Origin of the sequence: Bradyrhizobium sp. WSM3983, from assembly GCF_000473045.1 — a bacterium.
Lineage (GTDB): Bacteria > Pseudomonadota > Alphaproteobacteria > Rhizobiales > Xanthobacteraceae > Bradyrhizobium.
This window is the reverse complement of record NZ_AXAY01000009.1, coordinates 268,011-288,120: the sequence shown is the minus strand read 5'-3', so window position 1 is coordinate 288,120 and position 20,110 is coordinate 268,011. Positions and strand designations below refer to the sequence as shown.

The following is a 20,110-nucleotide window of genomic DNA, read 5'->3' as shown; positions in this document are numbered from 1 at the left end:
GCGTCTCACGCTTCTGCAAGCCTTCCTGCCGGGCCCTCTTTGCCAGCAGATCGACTTGGACGTTGTATCAGCATTACCAGCGGGATCGCCAGCAAGGATACAAACATCATCAGCTTGAAGTTGTCGATGAACGCGACAGCTTCTGCCTGTGCGGAAACGAGCTGGGTAAGTGCGGCCCGCCCCTGAACGGTGGCGAGACCGAAATGCTGGGCGTGGTCGCGTATCACCTGCCGGTAGGGGGTTATATGCTCGACCAGCCCGGCCTGGGTGGTGGCTGAATTGCGCACCAGTAGATAACTCATCAGCGAAATGCCAATACTCGCCCCGATATTCCGCATCAAATTGAAGAGCCCGGTTCCCTGCGTGCGCAACGCCGGCGGAAGCGTACCGAACGCCACCGTGCCGAGCGGCACGAAGACAAATCCGATGCCGAAACCCTGCAGCAGACCGGTGCGGACCAGGGTGCCCTGCGACACATCCGGAGTAAAGCCGGTCATGAAATAGAGCGACAGCGCCGTCAGTCCGAAACCGGTCGCGATCTGGATCCGCCCGTCGATATGGCGGACGAACTGCCCGACCACCAGCATCGCGATCATAGTCCCGACACCGCGTGGAGCGAGCACGAGGCCAGCCGTCAGCACCGGATAGTTCATGAGCTTTTCGAGATAGGGTGTCAGCATCGACAGCGTCGCGAGCAGGACGACACCGACGATGAAAATCAGGATGATACCGATCACGAAATTCCGGTCGCGGAACAGCGCAAGATCGATGAAAGGATCGTGCGCCGACAGGGAGTGGACCGTGAAGAGATAGAGGCCGAGCATGCAAAGCGCGGCCTCTAACTGAATCTCGCGAGAGGAAAACCAGTCGAGGCGCTCGCCTCGGTCGAGGAAAAGCTGCAATGCGCCAATGCCCAGGCTGAGTGACATGAACCCAAGCCAGTCGAGCCGCCGCGCCGGGGGCCGCTCGGCGCGCCGTCGGAGAAACAGCAAAATGCCGAGCGCGCATGCCACGCCAAAGGGCAGGTTGACATAAAACACCCAGCGCCAGCTATAGGAATCGGTCAGCCAGCCGCCGAGTGTCGGCCCGAGAATCGGGCCCAACATCACGCCGAGGCCGAATATCGCGGTCGCCTGGCCCTGCTGCTCCGGCGGATAGGAGTCGAGCAGCACGGATTGCGAGAGCGGCACGAGCGGCGCGCCAAAGATACCCTGCAGCAGACGAAAGACAACCATCTGTCCCAGCGACACGGCCGCCCCACAGAGCATCGAGGTCGCAATGAAGCCGATCACCGCCGTCAGGAATAAGGGCTTGCGGCCGAGCCTGGCCTCGAGCCAGCCGGTTGCCGGCGTAGCAATCGCCGCCGCCACGATATAGGAAGTCAGGATCCAGTTGATCTGGTCGCTCGTTGCCGACAGGCTGCCCTGCATATAGGGCAATGCGACATTGGCGATCGTGATATCGAGCGCCTGCATCAGGGTCGCAAGCATCACGGTTGCTGTTATCATTCCGCGGTTCATGACGCCGCTCTCCATGGCCCCGTTCGCCATGTCAGGCCCCGAAAATCGCGGTGAAGTCGCGCCACAGTTCGCGGAGCGATCGGTGGTGGCCGGTGTCGATCGATATCTTGACACTCATGCCGGCGCGCAGTGGCGGGCGGTTCGCGGGTTGATCGAACGAAATGCGAACCGGTAAGCGTTGCACCACCTTTACCCAATTACCGGTGGCATTTTGTGGCGGTATTAGCGCGAAGATCGATCCGCTCGCCGGCGCCAGTGACGTTACCCGCGCGTCGATCGGCGCGTCCGGATAAGCATCGACGATGACGCGCGCCGGATTCCCCTCCCTCACGTAGGTGAGATCGGTCTCCTTGATATTGGCTTCGATGTAGAGATCGCGCGTCGATACCAGCGGAAACGCGGATTGTCCGGCATTCAGAAAAACCCCGATCGCGACGCTCTCGACATTATGGGGAATGCCGTCGAAGGGCGCGACGATAGAGGTGAGCCGCAGGTTGCGTGCCGCGAGATCGACGGCCGCCTGTGCCTGTTTGACCGTGGATTGCTGGTCGACCGGCAAATCCAGGTTGCCGCCAAGCTGGGCGAGCGCTGCCGCGGCCTCCCGCTCCAGGCTTGCCAGATTGGCCTTCGCCGCCTGAAGGTCGCGTATTGCGGCATCGAGCGTCGCCCGGGGCGCGGAGCCAGTGTTGTAGAGCTGCTGCTGGCGCTCATAATTGGCCTGCGTGTAGTCGGCCGTCGCCCTGGCCTCATCGATCTGCCTCTGGCGTGCGCGATAGGTCTCCATCAGCGTGTGCACCTGGTCGCGCGCGATGCCGAGTTGCGCCTCGGCATTGGCCAGCGCAATCCGATAGGGTTCCGAATCGACACTGAAGAGCGGGTCGTCCTTCCTCACCGGCGCGTTCGACTTTGCCGCGATGCCGGTGACCTGACCCGAGATCTGCGCGCTGACCGACGCGCTCACGGCCTGAACATAGGCATCCTCCTCCGACACGGAGCGGCCGGTCATCAGATAGAGGGCGAGCGCGCCGACAACCAGCGCGACCGGACCAAGGGTCAGCAGCGGCCGGCGCCAGCGGCTCCGCCACGGCGATGGCGGGCCTTCTTCACCAGGCGTCCCCGTCGAATCCTGGAGGTCCCGATCCAGGTGAGGAGAACGCCTCGGGAGTGCGCGGGCCGTGTTGGGTTCGCCAACTTTCGCAAATGTTTCGAAGCCGCTGTCTGGCATGGCGCGATACTCGCGGTCCCGGTTAGCCGCAATGTTGCGTCAATCGATCTTCGGCACCTTGACGGGTGTCAGCGTTTTCCGACTGCGTGCCCCACCGATGCTTTGAGACGGTCAGGAAAAGTCGCCGACAGCGTCGAGGCGAAGAGGCAGCGGGACGTGCTCGGCGCGTCACCGCTCGCGAAATACAAAATCCAGGCAGAAAATTGAGCCTCGTCAATGCATGAGGCCGTTCGATCTGCGAATTGGACTTGGCGACTTCTCGCGTCGCTTGCCCCTCCTGGGCGTTTCCTCCCGAGACTTGGACCGCCGGCGAAAGCCGTGCGGTCCGTCTTTTTTCACGCCCGATGAACGATGAGAGTTAAGAGTTAGAAGAAGCCACGACGATCAGCCCGACCGTCACTCCCGGATGCAGATCCATTCGCGCCATACCGTCAGGAGCGCCGCCATGATTACCGGCCCGAGAAAGAGACCGACCAATCCGAACGACTGCATCCCACCGAGGATTCCGATCAGCACCAGCAGGAAGGGCAGCTCAGCGCTGCTTCCGATCAGAGCGGGCTGAATAAAATTGTCGCCGATCAGCAGCACCGCCGCGCCAAAAACAAACAGTCCGAAAGGCGCCAACAAGGTGCCATCTTGAACAAGCAAAGTCAGAGAGGCCGCCGCAAGCGCGACCCAGGCGCCGAGCGGCACCATTGCCAATGCAGTTGTCAGCACCGAAAATAGCAGCGGATGCGGCACGCCCATCATGACGCAGGCGATACCGACGGCAGCGCCCTTCACAATCGCCGCTGCGATCGTTCCGTTCACGGTGGCGCGGGTTGCCTCGGCGATCTTGCCGATCAGGCGAGTGCCGGGATCGCCGAGCAAGCGCCGAGCGGTGACGACCGACCGGTCCGCCAGCCATGTTCCGTCGCGCAGCATCAAGCAAAGCGCGATCAACGTAATGGCGAAGAGGAAGAGACGATGCAGCAGCGCACCGCCGAGCGTGCCAGTCCAGGCCGTCAGATTTTCGATCTTTACGCCGCGAAACCATTCCGTGAGCACCTCAGGATTGCTGAGGTTGGCACGCCACCAGAGATCGAGGTATTCGCCGGCAATCGGCAGCTGCACCAGCCAGGCCGGCACAACAACTCCGCTTTCGCGCAGACGATTGAGCACGTGCACAAAGGCCTCGCCCCCTTGGGCGACCTGATGTGCGGTCAATACAATGGGGATGATAAGAACGAGGCCGACCGCGAACGTAAATAGCACCGATGCTAACAAAGATGAGGGTCGGGCAGAAATCAGCTGCGTGAACCTAACGTAGATGGGCCACGTGGTGATGGCGATCACGCCCGCCCAGATCAATGCAACCAGGAAGTCGCGCGCGACCCAAAGCGCCAGCAACACAACGGCGACCGCGATGACGACCTGGGTCATCGCCCGCGTGCGCGATTCGGACGGCAGTCGAGGTTCTTCCAGCGTGCGAGGTCCACTTCCGTCGTCGCTTCGCACGAAGTCGTGGCGCTGCATTGGGGATCCTATCGTGCTGACTACGATCCGCTTGCTCGCAGGCTACATCGCTGGCCACCCCCGACGTTGACGGCCATCAACTTGCGGACGCCGGCGCCGTTTCTTGACGAGACCCTCTCGCGGGTGCGGTTGTCCAAAAGGCGCTTCGCAGCGGAGTTGAGGTTGTTTGCCCAAAATTGACCGGCGTCAGCGTCGCGGCCGGCAATTTCGTCCATGCAGGCGGAAAGCCCCCGCGAGATGGCCACCATGCTTGATCGTACCCGCAATGCCTCGCTTCTCCGACATCACACGATGCATGTCCCCCGCACCATGTTCGCGGCGGCCATCGACCGCTTCGACGGACCGGAGGTGATCACTGGTCATGCTTTACCGGTTCCACCGCTGGACGCTGACGAAGTCATGATTGCCGTCGACACCGCCGGAGTCGGCCCGTGGGATGCCGACGTCCGGGAAGGTCTTTATGCGCCCCGCAAGCCGCATTTTCCGCTGGTGCTCGGCTATGACGGTTCCGGAATCGTCGCCGCCGTCGGATCGCGGGTGCGGCGGCTGAAAGTCGGCGACGAGGTCTATTCCTACAATTGGGAGAACCCAAAGGGCGGGTTCTATGCCGAATACGTCGCCGTGTCCGCCGACAAGGTCGCATCGATCCCAAAACGACTTGACCTGCGGTATGCTGGCGCAATCCCGATAACGGGGTTGACGGCGCTGCAGGGCGTTGACGACGCGCTGAAGCTGAAGAAGGGCGAGACCATCATCATTCACGGCGCTTCCGGCGGTGTCGGAACGCTTGCATTGCAGTTCGCAAGACTTCGCGGCGCCCGGGTGTTCGCAACAGCATCAGGCCAGGAAGGCGTGGAACTGGTGCGGAAGATGGGCGCGCATGTCGTCATCGACGGCAAGCGCATCGACATCGACGATCAGGCGCGCCGCTTCGCCCCCGACGGCGTTGACGCCATCCTGGCGCTTGCCGGTGGCGATGCGCTGGAAAAATGCCTGAACGTGCTGCGGCCCGGCGGCCGTCTCGCGCACCCGAACGGCATCGAGCCAGCCCCGAAAAAGCGGCGCGGCATGGAATTGATCCGCTACGACGGCGTCTCCGGCGTTCGCGAGTTCGAACGCCTCAACGCGGCGGTGCAGGCCGCGAAACTCAGGGTTCCGATCGCGGAATGCTATTCCCTGACTCATGCCCGCAAGGCGCACGAGCGCCTTGCCGAGGGTCAAGTGGTCGGCAAGATCATCCTCTCGATACACGGTTCGTAGTGGCGAGGCGTCCGTCACGGGAGGTCACCGCGCCCAAGCTCACCAATAAAAGACAATTGCACTACCGGCGGTCACGCTTGCCGATTGATGAGAAATTGTCAGGTCGTTCACTTTGGAACCCCGGGTGTCGGCCCGAGTTGGGCGAGATGAGGCGTTTCTATTTCCATCGGTATCTTAATGGATGCCTGGCAGAGGACCGCCGCGGCCTCCAGTTCGAGAACGCAGACGAAGCCTGCGCTCACGCCGTTCGCCGTACGCCCGCGCTTCTCGGGAACAACCTGCGTCCGACGACCAACATCCACCTCGCAACCGAGGTATCTGACGGCGAGCACATTGTCTGCGTGGTTCGAGGCAAGGTGATCATCGAGCGAAGCTAGGAAACTAGAGTGCCTTGTCCCGCTCTACCGCGTGACCGGGATCGGGGTACTTTGGCACCTTCTCTATTCGTTGCGGCGTCATTCTTGCAGGATCTGGCGTGCCAGCGACACCGCGCGGCCCAAGCAGTTCGCGCGCAATGTCATCTTCGGACTTTTCGCTTCCAACGATGAAGATCGATGCGGCCCCAAAGCGGGCGGACGCCAATTTTGACGGCCGTCAAGGCGCCCGTCATCCGGTACGCGCTAAGCTTGGCCAAACATCAATCGAAGCCAGCTTCCGGGAGTATATCATGACCAGCACGACGTTCATTGGCCCCTCCGACGCCCAAACCGACGCCGCGACGGTAGCGCTCGCTCCGAACTGGTGGCTGTTCCTGTTGCGAGGCATTCTCGGCATCATCTTCGGATGTCTCGCGTTGATCTTTCCCGGCCCGACAATGCTGTCGCTGGTGCTCCTGTTCTCAGCCTACATGCTGGTCGATGGCGTGGCCGGGATCATCTCGGCGGTCCGCGCGATGCGCGGCAGGGACCGCTGGGGATTCCTGATCTTCGAAGGGCTGCTCAATATCGCCGTGGGCATCGGAGCCCTCCTCTGGCCGGGCCTTACCGTGCTTGCCTTCGTATTGCTGGTTGCCTCATGGGCGATCGTCACCGGCGGGTTGATGGCGGCTGCGGGTTTCCACCTCAACCTGGAGCATGGTCGGTGGTGGCTGATTCTGGGTGGGCTGCTGTCACTGGCATATGGTGCGCTGCTCTTCATCGCGCCCTTGATCGGAGCTCTCGTCCTGACCTGGTGGATGGGCGCGTATGCCATCGCCTTTGGCGTCGCTCTGATCGTATTCTCGTTCCGACTGCGAGCGCGGCATCAGCAGGGGACCAATCCTACGGCCGTTGGCACGGCTGCGTAGGCGGACCTGTGATGACGACGCAACGGCGATCGAGCCATCAAAGTCGCAAGAGCCGGGAAAGTCGCAAGAGCCGGGCCAAAGCCCAACTCGTCCGTGAAACTGAAACGGCCGCGGTTGACGACGAACTTGTCCTGAGGAGCTTGGTCGAAACGTTTCCTGCAAGCGATCCTCCCGCCTGGATACCACTCGCTCGTGTCGGCATTCCCGACCGGCGGCACAAATCCAAATTTGTCCGAAAACGGAATTGATGACCGAAACAATCTTTCGAAGATTTTGCTTCAACTAATCCGTCAACTTGGAGTCGCAAACAATCGCCTTTCGCTTTGCGGTGGGCGATCCGCGATTCTTGGGCGTTGCCAACCCCCGAAGATCGGTATCAAATTCATCCGGGCCTCCGCGGAGTAACGTAAGGGGCAAGCAATGCCGTGGACCGAGCCGCTTGCAAGTCCTGACGAGTTGCGACGTTGCCTTCGCGACCTCGTAGCGCTGTCAGTGCTTCCCGCCGCCTGGCGCAACTATGACATGCGCCAGATCGGCGACAGCATCGCAGCCGCTCTGATCACGATGCTCGCCGCAGACTTTGTTCTCATCATCCCGCCCAGCCAGGACAATCAACTCACCGAACTGATCCGCAGCGATCGCGACCTGAACCCCGCAACTCTGGACCATGTGCGGACCGTCCTGAAGCAAGAGAACGCAATATTTGGTGGCGCTAAGGAATTTAGCGTCGCTGACGGAAACAGTGGTAACAACTTGCGGATGGCAACCGTTCCGATCGGGCTCACCGGCGATGCCGTGCTTGCCGCAGGTTCCTCTCGCGCTACGTTTCCAACCAAGACGGAAACGCTGCTGCTGACTACCGGAGCAAATCAGGCAGCGATCGCCTTCCAGCAATGGTTAGGCGATGCTGACAAACGACGATTCACCACGTTGGTGCAGCGGTCGACCGATTTCGTGGGCATTGCCTCGCTGGACGGTCACATTCAATACGTCAATCCCGCCGGCCTTGAACTAGTAGGACTTGCCACACTTGACGATGCACTGCGGCTCGACCTGCTTGATTTCGTCTCCAAGGAAAAACGGAGGGTTGTTCGGAGCGAGATCTGGCCTCTGGTGCTGCGTACCGGTCGCTGGAAAGGCGAACTTGATCTTACGCATTTTGGATCTGGGTTGCCGATTCCTTTCCTGATCGACTGGTTCAGGATCGACGATCCCAGAACCGGCGAGCCCATGAACATCGCAACCGTCAGCCGCGATCTCAGCGTGCAAAAGCTTGCCGAGGCGGAATTGCACCTTCTAAACGACAGTCTCGAACGACGTGTGGAGCAACGAACGATCGAATTGGCGGAGGCGCACAGGAAGCTGGTGGCGGAGACTCTCGAGCGGGCGCAAGCCGGCCTCCGCATTGACGAATTGCGCAACGAGCTGATTCATATGGCGCGCCTCACGGCGGCCGGCCAGATGGCCGCTGCGCTCGCCCACGAACTGACCCAGCCGCTCACAGCAATCATCAACTCGGTCAACGCAGCAAAGCGGCTGCTGGCTCACGAAGACCACGCCAGCCTCATCATAGCGCAGGACGCCGCAAACGATGCGGCTGCTCAGGCGTTGCGGGCCAGCGAAATCATCGGCAGTCTCCGCAATTTCGTCAAGCTGGATGACGCTGGTCGACGAGACGAAGCGCTGCCTTCAATGATGGAGGAAGCGGGCGCGCTCGCCTTGAGCAGCGTTGCTCCGCTCACAGTACGTCTTAGTTTCGATTTTGACGTCAAAGCCCGGGACGTGTTCGTAAACCGGGTTCAAATCCAGCAGGTTCTTGTCAATCTCATCCGCAATGCGTTTGAAGCGATGGCAGATCAGCAGCAGCGGGAAGTCACTCTGGCGACCATGGCTATCGGCGATGACATGGTCGCGGTTACCGTGAGCGACATGGGCCCCGGAATTCACGACGATATTGCCGGCCGGCTGTTCGAGCCATTCGTCTCAAACAAGCGGGACGGCATGGGGATCGGCCTGTCGATCTCGCGCTCGATTATCGAGGCGCATGGGGGCCGTTTGACGGCGAAGCCGAGGCCCGGCGGCGGCACCGTCTTGCGCTTTACTGTTCCGCGTCATGGTGTGGCTGATGCCTGTTGAGCGAACCGTCTACGTCCTGGACGATGACGAAGCCGTTCTTCGCTCGATGGAACGTCTGTTGAGTTCGGCCAACTTCGAAGCCGTTAGCTTCAATCGTCCGGATGCGTTTCTGACGGCAGCAAGCACGTTCAAGACGGGATGTGTCCTGCTCGATGTCCGCCTGCCGGGCATGAGCGGCCTGGATGTGCAGGCACAACTCAACAAGACGAGAAGCGACCTGTCCGTCATCATAGTCACCGCCCAGGGCGATATCCAGACCGCCGTCCGGGCGATGAAGGCGGGCGCCAGCGATTTCCTGGAAAAGCCCTACAGCGATCATGCGCTGCTGCGGGCAATCGAGGCGACGCTCAAGAGCGAACATCACATTGCGCGCGAGCGCGAGGTCGCCGATGCAGTCCGGCGCGTGGCATCCCTTAGCCCGCGCGAGCGGGACGTTCTCGACGGGCTCATGGGCGGTCGCCCGAACAAGCTGATTGCATACAAGCTCGGCCTCAGCGTACGCACCGTCGAGGTGCACCGTGCGCGCATGATGGAGCGGCTCGGAGTACGCCAGCTTGCAGAAGCCATCCGGCTCGGCATCATGGCGAGGCTAATGCCTCGCCATGCGGCCGCAAATGATGATATTTGACGGGGACCGCTTCTGGCTCCGATCGCGCGGCGATCGAACTTTCGCTCGTGCGGTCTTCCAGCGCGCTACGGTTCAGAATCTTAATCGTCCGTTTGCCCGCCAAGGTGATGACACCCCGTTGTCTCAGATCCGTCATCGCACGGCAAACCGTCTCGACCGAGACTGCGAGATAGTCGGCGATGTCGTAGCGCGATATCGGCAACACGACCTGCCCGCCTCCGTCAGAGGAGCGCCCGTCCAGCGACAGCAAGAAGGAACCGACCTTCTCGAGTGCGGTGACGCGGCCCAGGATCAGCAGTTGGCTCTGGGAACGCGTGAGGGACTGGAACGCGACATCCCGCAGTTCCCGGGCGAACTCGACCTCGCGCTCGGCAAGCAGTTCAACGCGCTGGCCCGGATAGCTTGCGAGCACAGTTTCTTCGACGATCGCCTCGATCGTCGCTTCGCTCTGATTGTCCGAAACAAAGAAGAAATCCCGCGGCAGCATCAAGTCCACAATCTGCCGGCGCCCGTCCGATCGCACGGCACAGCGCCGGACCGCGCCACTGATGACACAGTACCAGTGACCGGCAGGCCCCGGATCACCAGGAATTTCCTGGTCCCGGCTGCAGATCGTGATTTTCGCAAACGCATCAAGGCGCTTGAGCGCATGAGGTTGCGCCGATAGCATTCTCCGATAGTAATCCGCTGCATGAGCTCTTGTTTTCATTATCGCACCCTTGGTGTGGTAAGAACCAACCCCAATGTGAACGACCGCTCGACAAGAACGTTCAACCGAGTCGAGCGAATCTGCGTAGAGTAAAACTACGTAATGAGCCAACACTGTCACAATAAACCACGCCTCGAAACCAAGACTCGCACAGATCGGACGAGAGAGCTCTTGTGGCGCTGACAATTGAAATTGACTGCGATCAGCGACGCGACCGCTGATCGCTCACTACGCTCACTCGATGACGGCTATCGCTCGAGACAAATAGAAACAAATAGAGTTTCTCCATTCTGGCCGCCGCACCCGATTTCACGCGGCGGTCAACCCTGATCAACGCCCCACATCTCGGCCCTCAGAGGAAGGCCAGTGACGCTGGCATTCTGGCCGACTGGAGCCGATCGCTAGAAAAGGCCTCTGCGAATTGACAACGGTCAGTGCCACTTCGAGATCGGGCGATTATCCGAACACTCTGCTTAACGCTTAGGAGAGAGCCATGGTCGCCTTCCCGGGATTCCAAACGCCTCCGCAGGCTGGCACAACGGCGCGACGCTTGTCCGGCTGGATGATCTGGAGTGCGCTTGCGGTCGCTCTTGCCGCCGGTCCGGCCTTGCCACAGGCGGGCGTGGCCGTGGTCAAGGTGGATCTTTCGGTGGTTGCGAACGGCTACCGGATTAGCAAGCTGATCGGCAGATCCGTCTTCAACGACAAGAATGAAAAGATCGGTACGCTTGATGATATTGTCGCTGACAAAGACAAGAAGCAGCTCAGCTTTGCCGTGTTGCAGGTCGGCGGCTTCCTGAGCGTGGGTGGACGCCTGGTAGTGGTGCCCTATGAGAGCCTCGTCATCGACGATCACGGCCAGAAGATCACCCTGCCCGGCGCGTCAAAGGACGAATTGAAGAAGCTGTCGGAATTCAACTATCCGGCATGATCGAAACCGATGCTCGGAAAACGTCGATGCAGACGTCGTCAGACGATATTCTTGACCGGATGCGCACCCGTGAGGTGACGGGCGTCTTCCATTCGCGGAAAGCGCTAGTCGCCGCCACGGACGACCTTCTAGTTGCCGGAGTAGACCGCGCAGATATTGATGTCAGCGCCTCGGTCGACGAAGTGGACCGCCGCCTGAACTATGTGTCGGTTCCTCCGGCCGATCTCGCAGATATCCCGGCCACGCCCCGCCAGCCTTTCCTGGGCGAAGACGACGCACTGGCAACGAAGGTGGTGGTCGCCAGCGTTGCCGGCTGCGTGGTCGCGGTTGCTCTGGCGCTCCTTCTCGTCACGCAAAATATGAGTCCGCTTCCCGTCGGCATCATCTCGATTCTGAGCGGACTGGTCGTAGGCTCCATAACGTTGGTGGTCGTAAATCGCAGCTTCCACCGCGATCGCGCGCGGGGCTTGGAGCCAGTTTCCGAATATCAGGGCCTGCTAATCTGGGTGCGAGTTCGGTCGCCAGAAAAGGAAGCGCAGGCGCAAGAAATCCTGATCCGGCATGGCGGCAAAGCCGTTCACATCCATGAAATCGAACTGACAAAACGGACAGAGGATCTGCCGCTCCATTCGCTGCGACCTGACCCGTGGCTTGGTGACGAGCGGCTGGGACGACCCTAGACGGCTGGCGGCGAAGGGCCTGAAGGCGACTTAAAGCCGGACGGTACGCACCTCGATCATTGACTTCTCGATCATGGACCTACGCATCGATCGTTCTCGGCGGAGAGTTGGCCACTCCAGCGTGCGTAACAAGCGCAGCCCACCACCGAGAAACCTGCTGCAGAAGTTGATGAGCATCATGGCTGGACGTGTGACACCTCTTAAGATTGGCGTTGATCGGTAGCGTGATGATCCACCGATCCCACAATCCGCTTTTGTACAGACCAGGAGCCAATCATGAGATCCGACAGTGAAATGGAGCGCGACGTCCGCGAAGAGCTAAAATGGGATCCCGATCTTGATGCCGAGGATATCGCCATCTCAGTGAAAGATGGCGTGGTCACACTGGCCGGCTTCACCAGAAGTTATAGTGACCGGCTGGAAGCCGAACAGGCGGCGAAACGCGTCGCGGGCGTGCATGCTGTCGCGAACGACATCGAGGTCCGGCTGCCGTCGATCGATCAAAGGCCCGATCCGGACATCGCGCGCGATGCGATTGCCAGTCTGAAGGCCCAACTGCCGATTTCGCATGAAAAGATCAAGGCCATCGTCAAAAACGGCTGGCTGACCCTCGAAGGCACGGTGGAATGGCAATACCAGAAGACCACGGCCGAAAATGCCGTGCGAAAGGTGAAAGGGGTCAAGGGCGTGACCAACGTCATCTCAGTGAAGCCCGCGGTCGAGCCCACCGACATTCAGCGCAGAATCCAGGAGGCGTTCAAGCGGAATGCCGAGGTCGATGCCAATCGTATCACCGTCGAAACCAACGGCAGCGAGGTCATCCTGAAAGGCACCGTTCGCTCATGGATCGAACGCGAGGAAGCCGAGCGTGTCGCGTGGTCGGCACCGGGCATCACCCGTGTCGATGACCGGATCGTGGTCAGTCCATAACGACCGCGGCCTGCTATCCGCACGCTAGTTGACATCACATCGAGACAAAAAGGAGAATGCCATGAGACTACCATCATTAGTTCCGTTTCGTGAGAGCGGTGCGCCGATGCGACCGGATTTCGGGCTGTTCGGCCTGCATCGGGAGATCGACCGGCTGTTCAACGAGTTCGCACAAGGAATAGCCTCAAACGACGCCACAAAGTCGCTCACGCCCAACATCGAAGTCACCGAGACCGACAAGGCCGTTGAGGTCACTGCGGAGATGCCCGGCCTTGAACGCAAGGACGTCGACATATCGATCGAGGACGATACCCTGACGATCCGGGGTGAGAAGAAGGTCGAGGAAGATCAGAAGGACAAGAACGTGCAGCACAGCGAGCGCATCTACGGCATGTTCATGCGTGTGCTGCAGTTGCCTCCCGGCATTGATCCGTCCAGCGTCCAGGCAACCATGTCCAACGGCGTCCTCAAGGTCACCATACCGAAACCGGCCAAGTCAATGCCGAAGAAGATCGAGGTCAAGGACGCCTCCCAGGCGGACACCAAGAAAGCCGCCTGACCCGAGCGATAGCGGGACGCGCAGGTAGCCGCCTCGTGCCGGCCCATGCGTCCCGCATACGCCCATGCGTCCCGCATACGATCGACGACAGCCCCGTCGCGGCGCTTACCCGCAGAGATTGCCGTCGCCTGATAAACCAATATCAAAGGAGCCCAATCATGGCCAAAGCAATTGGTATCGATCTCGGAACCACCAACTCTTGCGTCGCCGTGATGGAGGGAAGTAAGGCCAGGGTGATCGAAAATGCCGAGGGCGCCCGCACCACGCCGTCCATGGTTGCCTTCACCGACGATGGCGAGGTCTTGGTCGGGCAGCCGGCCAAGCGGCAGAGCATCACCAATCCGGAAAACACGGTTTATGCCATCAAGCGGCTCATCGGCCGGCGCTATGACGATCCCATCGTCGAGAAAGACAAGACGATGGTTCCCTATCATATCGTGCGCGGCGACAATGGTGACGCCTGGATCGAGATCAAAGGCAAGAAATACAGCCCGAGCCAGATCAGCGCCTTCATTCTCACCAAGATGAAGGAAACTGCGGAAGCCAATCTCGGCAACAAGGTGACGCAGGCCGTAGTCACCGTGCCGGCTTATTTCAACGACGCTCAGCGCCAGGCAACGAAGGACGCCGGCCGTATCGCAGGGCTCGAGGTGCTGCGTATCATCAACGAGCCCACCGCGGCCGCGCTGGCCTACGGGCTCGACAAAAAGGGCAGCGGCAAGATCGCGGTTTACGATCTCGGCGGCGGCACGTTTGACATCTCGATTCTCGAGATCGGGGATGGTGTGTTCGAGGTCAAGGCAACCAACGGCGACACATTCCTCGGCGGCGAGGATTTTGACAAACGGATCATGGATTATCTGGCCGATGAGTTCCGCAAGGAGCAAGGCATCGATCTGCGCAGAGATCGCCTGGCGCTGCAGCGGCTCAAGGATGCTGCCGAGAAAGCCAAGATCGAGCTTTCTAGCGCGCCCCAGACCGACGTGAACCTGCCGTTCATCACAGCTGATCAGAGCGGGCCCAAGCATCTCAACATCAAGCTGTCGCGCGCAAAGCTGGAAGCGCTCGTCGATGATTTGATCGAGCGCACGATCGGCCCCTGCCAAGCGGCACTGAAGGATGCCGGCCTGCAGTCCTCCGATATCAACGAGGTCGTTCTGGTCGGCGGGCAGACGCGCATGCCGAAGGTCCAGGAAACCGTGCAAAAACTGTTCGGGCGCGAACCGCACAAGGGCGTCAATCCGGACGAAGTGGTCGCGATCGGCGCGGCAATCCAGGCTGGCGTGCTGCAGGGCGACGTCAAGGACGTCCTGTTGCTCGATGTCACTCCGCTGTCGCTCGGCATCGAGACGCTCGGCGGCGTCATGACCAAGCTGATCGACCGAAACACCACCATACCGACCAAGAAGAGCCAGGTGTTTTCGACTGCGGAAGATAACCAGACCGCGGTCACCATCCGCGTCTTCCAGGGCGAGCGGGAGATGGCGGCCGACAACAAGCTGCTCGGCCAGTTCGACCTGGTCGGCATTCCGCCGGCGCCGCGCGGCGTACCGCAGATCGAAGTCACCTTCGATATCGATGCCAACGGCATCGTCAACGTCTCAGCCAGGGACAAGGCGAGCGGCAAGGAGCAGAGCATCCGGATTCAGGCTTCCGGCGGACTGAGCGAGGCCGATATCCAGAAGATGATCAAGGAAGCCGAAGCTCACGCCGAGGAAGACAAGCGACGCAAGGAACTTGTCGAAGCCCGCAATCAGGCTGATGCCCTGATCTACAGCACCGAAAAGGCGCTGAAGGAGTCGGAGACGAAGATTGCTGCCGACCTCAAAAAGCAGGTCGAGCAGGCCATTGGCGATGCGAAACAGGCCCTCACTTCAGATAGCGTTCAGACGATCCGTCAGGCGGCGGAACGCCTACAGCAGCAGGCAGCGAAAATCGGCGAAGCGCTCAATCGCGCCGCCTCGCAAGGAGCGGCAGGTGGGCAGTCGGGATCGTCCGGCAGCGGTTCCTCAGGCGAGGATGTGGTCGATGCCGAATTCGAAGAGGTCGATCCTCGCGACCGCAGAGCGTCCTGAAGCGTCGGAAGATAGGACGAGGCGATGCCAAAAGACGAGACGACTGGCATAGCGGCAAAGACCATGGATAGCGATATCGATCCTTCAGCCGTGCGCGAAGGCAAGGACGAGAACGAGGGCAAGGACGAGAACTCCGCCTCGGAAATCGCCTCCTTGCGCGAGCGGCTGATGCGCGCGCTGGCCGAGATCGAGAACACGCGGCGTCTCGGCGAACGGCGTACGCAGGACGCTGAGGACTATGCCATCACGAATTTTGCTCGCGAACTGCTGCAGGTCGTCGATAATTTGCGTCGTGCCATTGCCGCCGGCGAGGCTGACGCGGAGTCGCGCAGCACCGGCACCGAAGGGTTGCTCGATGGCGTCGCGGCCACCGAGCGCATCCTGACGCAGATCCTCAATCGTTTTGGCGTCGAAGAGATCAAGGCGCTTAACGAGCCGTTCGATCCCAGAAAGCACGAAGCGGTGATGGAAACGGACGGCACCGAGCAGCCGCCCGCCAGCGTCACCGAGGTCCTGGAGAACGGCTACATGCTTCATGACCGTCTGCTGCGACCGGCGCGTGTCGCGGTAGCCAAATCGCAAGCGCCACCGTCGCAAGCGGCGCAACACTGATGCCGCATTCGCGTCGAGGCGCAAACAGGAGCGGGCATTGGCCGCGGATCCCTACATAACGCTCGGCGTAAAGAAGGACGCTACGCAAGACGAAATCCAGAAGGCCTATCGCCGACTGGCGAAAAAGCTGCACCCGGATCTCAATCCTGGCAACAAGACGGCTGAGGAAAAATTCAAGGAGATTTCAGCCGCCTATGATCTCTTGGGCGATCCCGAAAAGCGAGCCCGTTTCGATCGCGGCGAAATCGATGCCTCAGGAACCGAGCGGCCGCGCCAGCACTATTACAGAGATTTCGCCGATCAAGGTGGCTGGTCGGCTTACACAAGCAATTCAGGCTTTGCCGATTTCGGCGATTTTGCTGGCGCCGAGGACATCATCTCGGAGATTTTCGGCCGCGACGGTCGCACCGGCCGCCGTCGGCGGGGGCAGGACGTTCGTTACCACCTCGATCTCTCGTTCCCTGACGCGATCAATGGCGGCAAGCAATCTCTCGTCCTCCCCGACGGCAGCACGCTGGACGTCAACATTCCGCCGGGCACGCACGACGGACAGATTCTGCGGCTGAGGGGCAAAGGTCGCCCGGGGCTCGGAGACGGGACGTCGGGCGATGCGCTGATCGAGATCAGTGTCCTGCCGCATCCCTACTTCACTCGCAAAGGTGACGACATCTATCTCGACTTGCCGATTTCGCTGAAGGAAGCGGTGCTGGGCGCCAAGGTCAAGGTTCCGACCCCGGGCGGCGCGGTCACGGCAACCGTGCCGAAATGGTCAAGCACCGGTCGCATCCTCCGGCTGAAGGGACGCGGCGTGCCGCGTCCCGACGGCAGCAAGGGTGATCAATACATTACGCTGAAGCTGGTGCTTCCGCCAAAGCCGGATCCGGAACTCGAGAAATTTGTCGCGCAATGGCAGCCGGTAGCGGGTAGCCCCCGACAATCCATGGGAGTGTGACGGTGGAGACCCGGGAATTCATCAGTCGATCGCATCTTGATGCCGCGACATTGAACGCGTGGATCGAGGAGGAATGGCTTATGCCGCTCGAGAGCGGGAGCACCCGTCAGTTCTCCGACGCCGACCTCGCGCGGGCGCTCCTGATCCACGACCTCAAGGTTGACCTCGGTGTCAACGACGAGGGCATCGCGGTCATCCTGCACCTGCTCGATCAACTGCACGGGCTGCGTTGCCTAGTGCGGGATATCCACGCGATGGAGGTGTCCGACCGGACCGGTGGTGGTACCTGACGGTTGCGACCGTGCTTCACGGTTGCGACCGTGCTTCAGTGGAATTCGTAGCGGAGGATGGCGGTGAGCGGAGCCCGGTCCGGTAGCTCATGCTGCTTGGCGCCCATGACCCTGGCACCCGTGGACAGCGCCCGTCGCGCGACTTCATCAACAACGCTGTAAGTTTCGGCATCGTCAGAGGCTGAATATGTCACGCTGCCATCGAAATCGCTGACCAGGCCGGGAACAACCGCATCAAGATCGACAACGAGCTGATCGATGGCGCCTGCAGTCGCAGCATGCGCCGCGTAGGAAACGTCAGTAGTTGCACGTCGGGGCTTGAGCTCGTCGTAGCGCGCGATCACAGCTCTCAGTTCGCGGGAATAGAGACGGTCGAGAATCGGGATGGCTGTATCTCCCAGCTCGGCATCCGTTTTCAAGCCCGGGTTTCCTTCGATCAGCTCGTCGGCCAGTCTTGAATACGTATTGGCGGAACGGAACATCGACGCGAGAGGCTCCCCCGCAGCAAGAGCCAGAGGTGGTGCATTGCGTTCCGCAAGCAGGCTGCGGGTGGCGTGCTCGACTTTCCTGACATACTGGTGCAGCAGGACCTTCTCGCCTTCGAGGTTCTGCAGTCCGCGGCGCGGGGCACGTACGTGAAAGGACGGCCGCCGGGTCGCTTCCTCCGCGTTCTTGGGCAGGCCGCGAACCTGCAGCCGTTCTGGCGGAAAATGGGCGAAGGCGTGAATTAGCCGCACACTCTCCTCCGCCAGTGCAAGCACGTAGATATCGTGCGGCGAGGTCATGGCGCGGATCAGCGGCGTTAGATGGAAGCGGTCCGCGACTTCGGCGAGTGGCTTGGGCGACTCCGGCAGGCGGAACGTTCGCAGTGTGGCGGACGTGGCGAGCACCGCCAGTCCGGTGGACAGATAGTGCCAGAACGAATCGACCGGATCCGGCTTTCCGCGCTGTAGCCTTCTGATCTTGTCTTCATCCTGGACGTTGTGTTCCCCGCCCGCGAGGCGATCGAACTGCTCCTCGAAGGCAACGATCTTGCGCTTGTCGACGCTGCCTCCACTGAGCTGCGACAGCGCGTCCTTCGCCAAGTCCTTGAACGCAGTACGGTTGAGCTTGGCGTTGCTCCCTAAGGGGGATGTCGGCAGATACAGGGAAACGCAGGTTTCTCCCCTGACCTGCGCCAGCGCCTTGAACTCCTCCAGCGTCGGAATATCAATATGCAGCATCCGCTCTCTCTTGCACCGGCAGAACCCTTCGTTCGCTGCGGCACGAGAGACCTTGGCCCAAGCGCGGCGCTCCGACATTGACGGCGGTCAATCAAGGCGGCAACTCCAGCGCCCAGGCGAAAGCGCTACAGGCTGCGAACCCAATCAGGGCGTGCCCCCATTCCAGGAGCCCCCAGTCCCGCATCAGCCTGCGCACGGGCGAAACCGGCTTTCCGAGTTGAACGGCGAACAGCCAGACGTTCACTGGCGTCATTGCAAAATAGTCATACGGCCAACTCGCCAGGATCGTAGTGCCCCCAATGATCCAGCGGACGTCGCCACTCAGCCTGAACTGTACAAGAGCGAGCGCGGCCGAGAGGACGGCAAAGCCCGCCAGCACCAGCGTGCCGCGCCGGTTGCTCCGTCTCCATTCCTGGATCATCGCACGGCTATTGAGGCTGAGCCGCGCCGGCTGCTCGACAAGGCCGATGTAAATCGTAGCGCCGAGGAAGGCGGCGGCGACGGCAAATGCGTAAAGACCGAGCCGCATCGATCTCACTCCTGGTTGTCACTCTCTTCAATGCGACATGAACACAGGCACCGTCATCGAGTTCATCATATCGCGGGTCACGCCGCCCAGAATGACTTCGCGCAGCCACCCGTGACCGTAACCACCCATCACGATCAGAGTTCCGGAACTCTCTGCGACATAGGAAAGGATGATATTGGCAACATCGATGTCGGGGGCAGGAACAGTCGCGATCTCGACCTTGACGTCATGACGCGCGAGGTGAGCCGCCATCTCGACACCGCGGACTTCCTTGTTCTCTGCCTTGGTCTTCTCGTTCAGCACGATCAAGAGATCCACCGCCGTCGCCTTCACGAGCAGCGGCAACGCGTCGTTGAAGGCGCGCGCGGCCGCGCGGCTGCCATCCCAGCAGCACACCACGCGATCGAGCTTCAGCCCGTCCTTCTGGATGTAGGGCACGACGATGAGCGGACGCCCTGACTGGAACAGCGCCGTTTCGATCATGTCATCGTTGTCCGCGCGAATCGGCTCGGATTGCATGAACACGCTTAGATCGAAGCGCCGGGCCAGGGTCGCAAAGATCGGAGGCGCCTCCGCCCCGATCGTCCTCAGCAACCGGCGCTCCGCTGAAACCAGGCTACGCTTGGCAGCCGCGTCGAAGCGTTCGATCGCGGCGAGCGCAGATCTCTCGCTGTTGGCGACCATCTCCGCCAGAATGTCAGGTGGAAGCTCCATGATCGTGTAACCCGGAAAATCAGGGGTGTAGGCGAAGGCAACACCGGCAAGATGGGTGTCAAACATCTCCGCAATCGAAATGGCAAAATCGCGGGCTGGATCGCGCGCTAACTGATGCTCGAGATTGATGATAATGTCCCTGATCATCGAACCGCTCCAGCAAATATACGATGCAGCCCTGAGCGCACATTCAAGACTCACGGCGCGACGGGCATTGATGACAATCAACCGGCGAGCCGCAATTTGAGTCTTGCGACGGAGCGACAGGACGATATTCATTCCGACAGACCAAGAGGAAACCTGACGTCACCCTCGCCAGGCTTCCCTTGCCGGACCG

20 protein-coding genes are annotated in these 20,110 nt (G+C 60.8%); 13 read left to right on the top strand and 7 right to left on the bottom strand.

What is annotated here, in order from left to right:
- Nucleotides 1-5: 5 nt before the first annotated feature.
- From YUA_RS0117355 to YUA_RS0117345, 3 genes are all read right to left on the bottom strand, one after another.
- Complete coding sequence (locus YUA_RS0117355; protein WP_027531840.1) at nucleotides 6-1,550, bottom strand: DHA2 family efflux MFS transporter permease subunit; 1,545 nt, start codon at nucleotides 1,548-1,550, stop codon at nucleotides 6-8.
- Nucleotide 1,551: 1 nt separating this feature from the next.
- A complete protein-coding gene (locus YUA_RS0117350) occupies nucleotides 1,552-2,745 on the bottom strand; it encodes an HlyD family secretion protein (protein ID WP_051383236.1) in 1,194 nt (397 codons plus the stop codon).
- Nucleotides 2,746-3,141: 396 nt separating this feature from the next.
- Nucleotides 3,142-4,260 carry an AI-2E family transporter gene (locus tag YUA_RS0117345; RefSeq protein WP_051383235.1) on the bottom strand — a complete coding sequence of 373 codons (1,119 nt, stop codon included), beginning with the start codon at nucleotides 4,258-4,260 and terminating at the stop codon, nucleotides 3,142-3,144.
- 246 nt (nucleotides 4,261-4,506) lie between these two features.
- Between YUA_RS0117345 and YUA_RS0117335 the strand changes: the two genes are divergently transcribed.
- The 5 genes from YUA_RS0117335 (at nucleotide 4,507) to YUA_RS0117315 (ending at nucleotide 9,569) form a co-directional block, all read left to right on the top strand.
- Nucleotides 4,507-5,520 carry an NADP-dependent oxidoreductase gene (locus tag YUA_RS0117335; protein ID WP_198029446.1) on the top strand — a complete coding sequence of 338 codons (1,014 nt, stop codon included), beginning with the start codon at nucleotides 4,507-4,509 and terminating at the stop codon, nucleotides 5,518-5,520.
- Nucleotides 5,427-5,897 (top strand): hypothetical protein, encoded by a 471-nt coding sequence (locus YUA_RS52595; protein WP_371259892.1) that lies wholly within the window; start codon nucleotides 5,427-5,429, stop codon nucleotides 5,895-5,897. Before YUA_RS0117335 ends, YUA_RS52595 begins: the two co-directional genes overlap by 94 nt.
- 290 nt (nucleotides 5,898-6,187) lie before the next feature.
- Nucleotides 6,188-6,805 (top strand): HdeD family acid-resistance protein, encoded by a 618-nt coding sequence (locus YUA_RS0117325; RefSeq protein WP_027531834.1) that lies wholly within the window; start codon nucleotides 6,188-6,190, stop codon nucleotides 6,803-6,805.
- A gap of 420 nt (nucleotides 6,806-7,225) precedes the next feature.
- Nucleotides 7,226-8,941, top strand: a complete 1,716-nt coding sequence (locus YUA_RS46920) for a PAS domain-containing sensor histidine kinase (protein WP_084292657.1) — start codon at nucleotides 7,226-7,228, stop codon at nucleotides 8,939-8,941.
- A complete protein-coding gene (locus YUA_RS0117315) occupies nucleotides 8,931-9,569 on the top strand; it encodes a response regulator transcription factor (RefSeq protein ID WP_027531833.1) in 639 nt (212 codons plus the stop codon). Before YUA_RS46920 ends, YUA_RS0117315 begins: the two co-directional genes overlap by 11 nt.
- Here the strand turns inward: YUA_RS0117315 and YUA_RS44255 are convergent.
- On the bottom strand, nucleotides 9,520-10,278 hold the full coding sequence (locus YUA_RS44255; RefSeq protein ID WP_084292656.1) for a helix-turn-helix domain-containing protein: 759 nt from the start codon (nucleotides 10,276-10,278) through the stop codon (nucleotides 9,520-9,522). The two genes, YUA_RS0117315 and YUA_RS44255, sit on opposite strands and share 50 nt — an antisense overlap.
- 493 nt (nucleotides 10,279-10,771) lie before the next feature.
- Between YUA_RS44255 and YUA_RS44250 the strand changes: the two genes are divergently transcribed.
- The 8 genes from YUA_RS44250 (at nucleotide 10,772) to YUA_RS0117265 (ending at nucleotide 17,307) form a co-directional block, all read left to right on the top strand.
- Nucleotides 10,772-11,209, top strand: a complete 438-nt coding sequence (locus YUA_RS44250) for a PRC-barrel domain-containing protein (RefSeq protein WP_051383231.1) — start codon at nucleotides 10,772-10,774, stop codon at nucleotides 11,207-11,209.
- Nucleotides 11,206-11,889, top strand: coding sequence for a hypothetical protein (locus tag YUA_RS0117300; protein WP_051383230.1), 684 nt, complete (start codon nucleotides 11,206-11,208; stop codon nucleotides 11,887-11,889). Before YUA_RS44250 ends, YUA_RS0117300 begins: the two co-directional genes overlap by 4 nt.
- Nucleotides 11,890-12,165: 276 nt before the next feature.
- Nucleotides 12,166-12,819, top strand: a complete 654-nt coding sequence (locus YUA_RS0117290) for a BON domain-containing protein (protein WP_027531831.1) — start codon at nucleotides 12,166-12,168, stop codon at nucleotides 12,817-12,819.
- 61 nt (nucleotides 12,820-12,880) lie between these two features.
- Nucleotides 12,881-13,378 (top strand): Hsp20/alpha crystallin family protein, encoded by a 498-nt coding sequence (locus YUA_RS0117285; protein WP_027531830.1) that lies wholly within the window; start codon nucleotides 12,881-12,883, stop codon nucleotides 13,376-13,378.
- A gap of 158 nt (nucleotides 13,379-13,536) precedes the next feature.
- Nucleotides 13,537-15,453 (top strand): molecular chaperone DnaK, encoded by a 1,917-nt coding sequence (gene dnaK, locus YUA_RS0117280; protein ID WP_027531829.1) that lies wholly within the window; start codon nucleotides 13,537-13,539, stop codon nucleotides 15,451-15,453.
- A gap of 24 nt (nucleotides 15,454-15,477) precedes the next feature.
- Nucleotides 15,478-16,065, top strand: coding sequence for a nucleotide exchange factor GrpE (locus YUA_RS0117275; RefSeq protein ID WP_051383229.1), 588 nt, complete (start codon nucleotides 15,478-15,480; stop codon nucleotides 16,063-16,065).
- 37 nt (nucleotides 16,066-16,102) lie between these two features.
- The gene (locus YUA_RS0117270; RefSeq protein ID WP_027531827.1) at nucleotides 16,103-17,017 is read left to right on the top strand and encodes a DnaJ C-terminal domain-containing protein; all 915 of its coding nucleotides are present in this window, start codon (nucleotides 16,103-16,105) and stop codon (nucleotides 17,015-17,017) included.
- 2 nt (nucleotides 17,018-17,019) lie between these two features.
- Nucleotides 17,020-17,307 carry a chaperone modulator CbpM gene (locus YUA_RS0117265; RefSeq protein ID WP_027531826.1) on the top strand — a complete coding sequence of 96 codons (288 nt, stop codon included), beginning with the start codon at nucleotides 17,020-17,022 and terminating at the stop codon, nucleotides 17,305-17,307.
- A gap of 35 nt (nucleotides 17,308-17,342) precedes the next feature.
- Here YUA_RS0117265 and YUA_RS0117260 read toward each other — a convergent pair whose 3' ends face one another.
- From YUA_RS0117260 to YUA_RS0117250, 3 genes are all read right to left on the bottom strand, one after another.
- The gene (locus YUA_RS0117260; protein ID WP_027531825.1) at nucleotides 17,343-18,530 is read right to left on the bottom strand and encodes a hypothetical protein; all 1,188 of its coding nucleotides are present in this window, start codon (nucleotides 18,528-18,530) and stop codon (nucleotides 17,343-17,345) included.
- Between the two features lie 91 nt (nucleotides 18,531-18,621).
- Nucleotides 18,622-19,059, bottom strand: a complete 438-nt coding sequence (locus YUA_RS0117255) for a DUF1772 domain-containing protein (RefSeq protein WP_027531824.1) — start codon at nucleotides 19,057-19,059, stop codon at nucleotides 18,622-18,624.
- A 27-nt stretch (nucleotides 19,060-19,086) separates the two neighbouring features.
- The gene (locus YUA_RS0117250; RefSeq protein ID WP_027531823.1) at nucleotides 19,087-19,920 is read right to left on the bottom strand and encodes a universal stress protein; all 834 of its coding nucleotides are present in this window, start codon (nucleotides 19,918-19,920) and stop codon (nucleotides 19,087-19,089) included.
- Nucleotides 19,921-20,110: the final 190 nt, after the last annotated feature.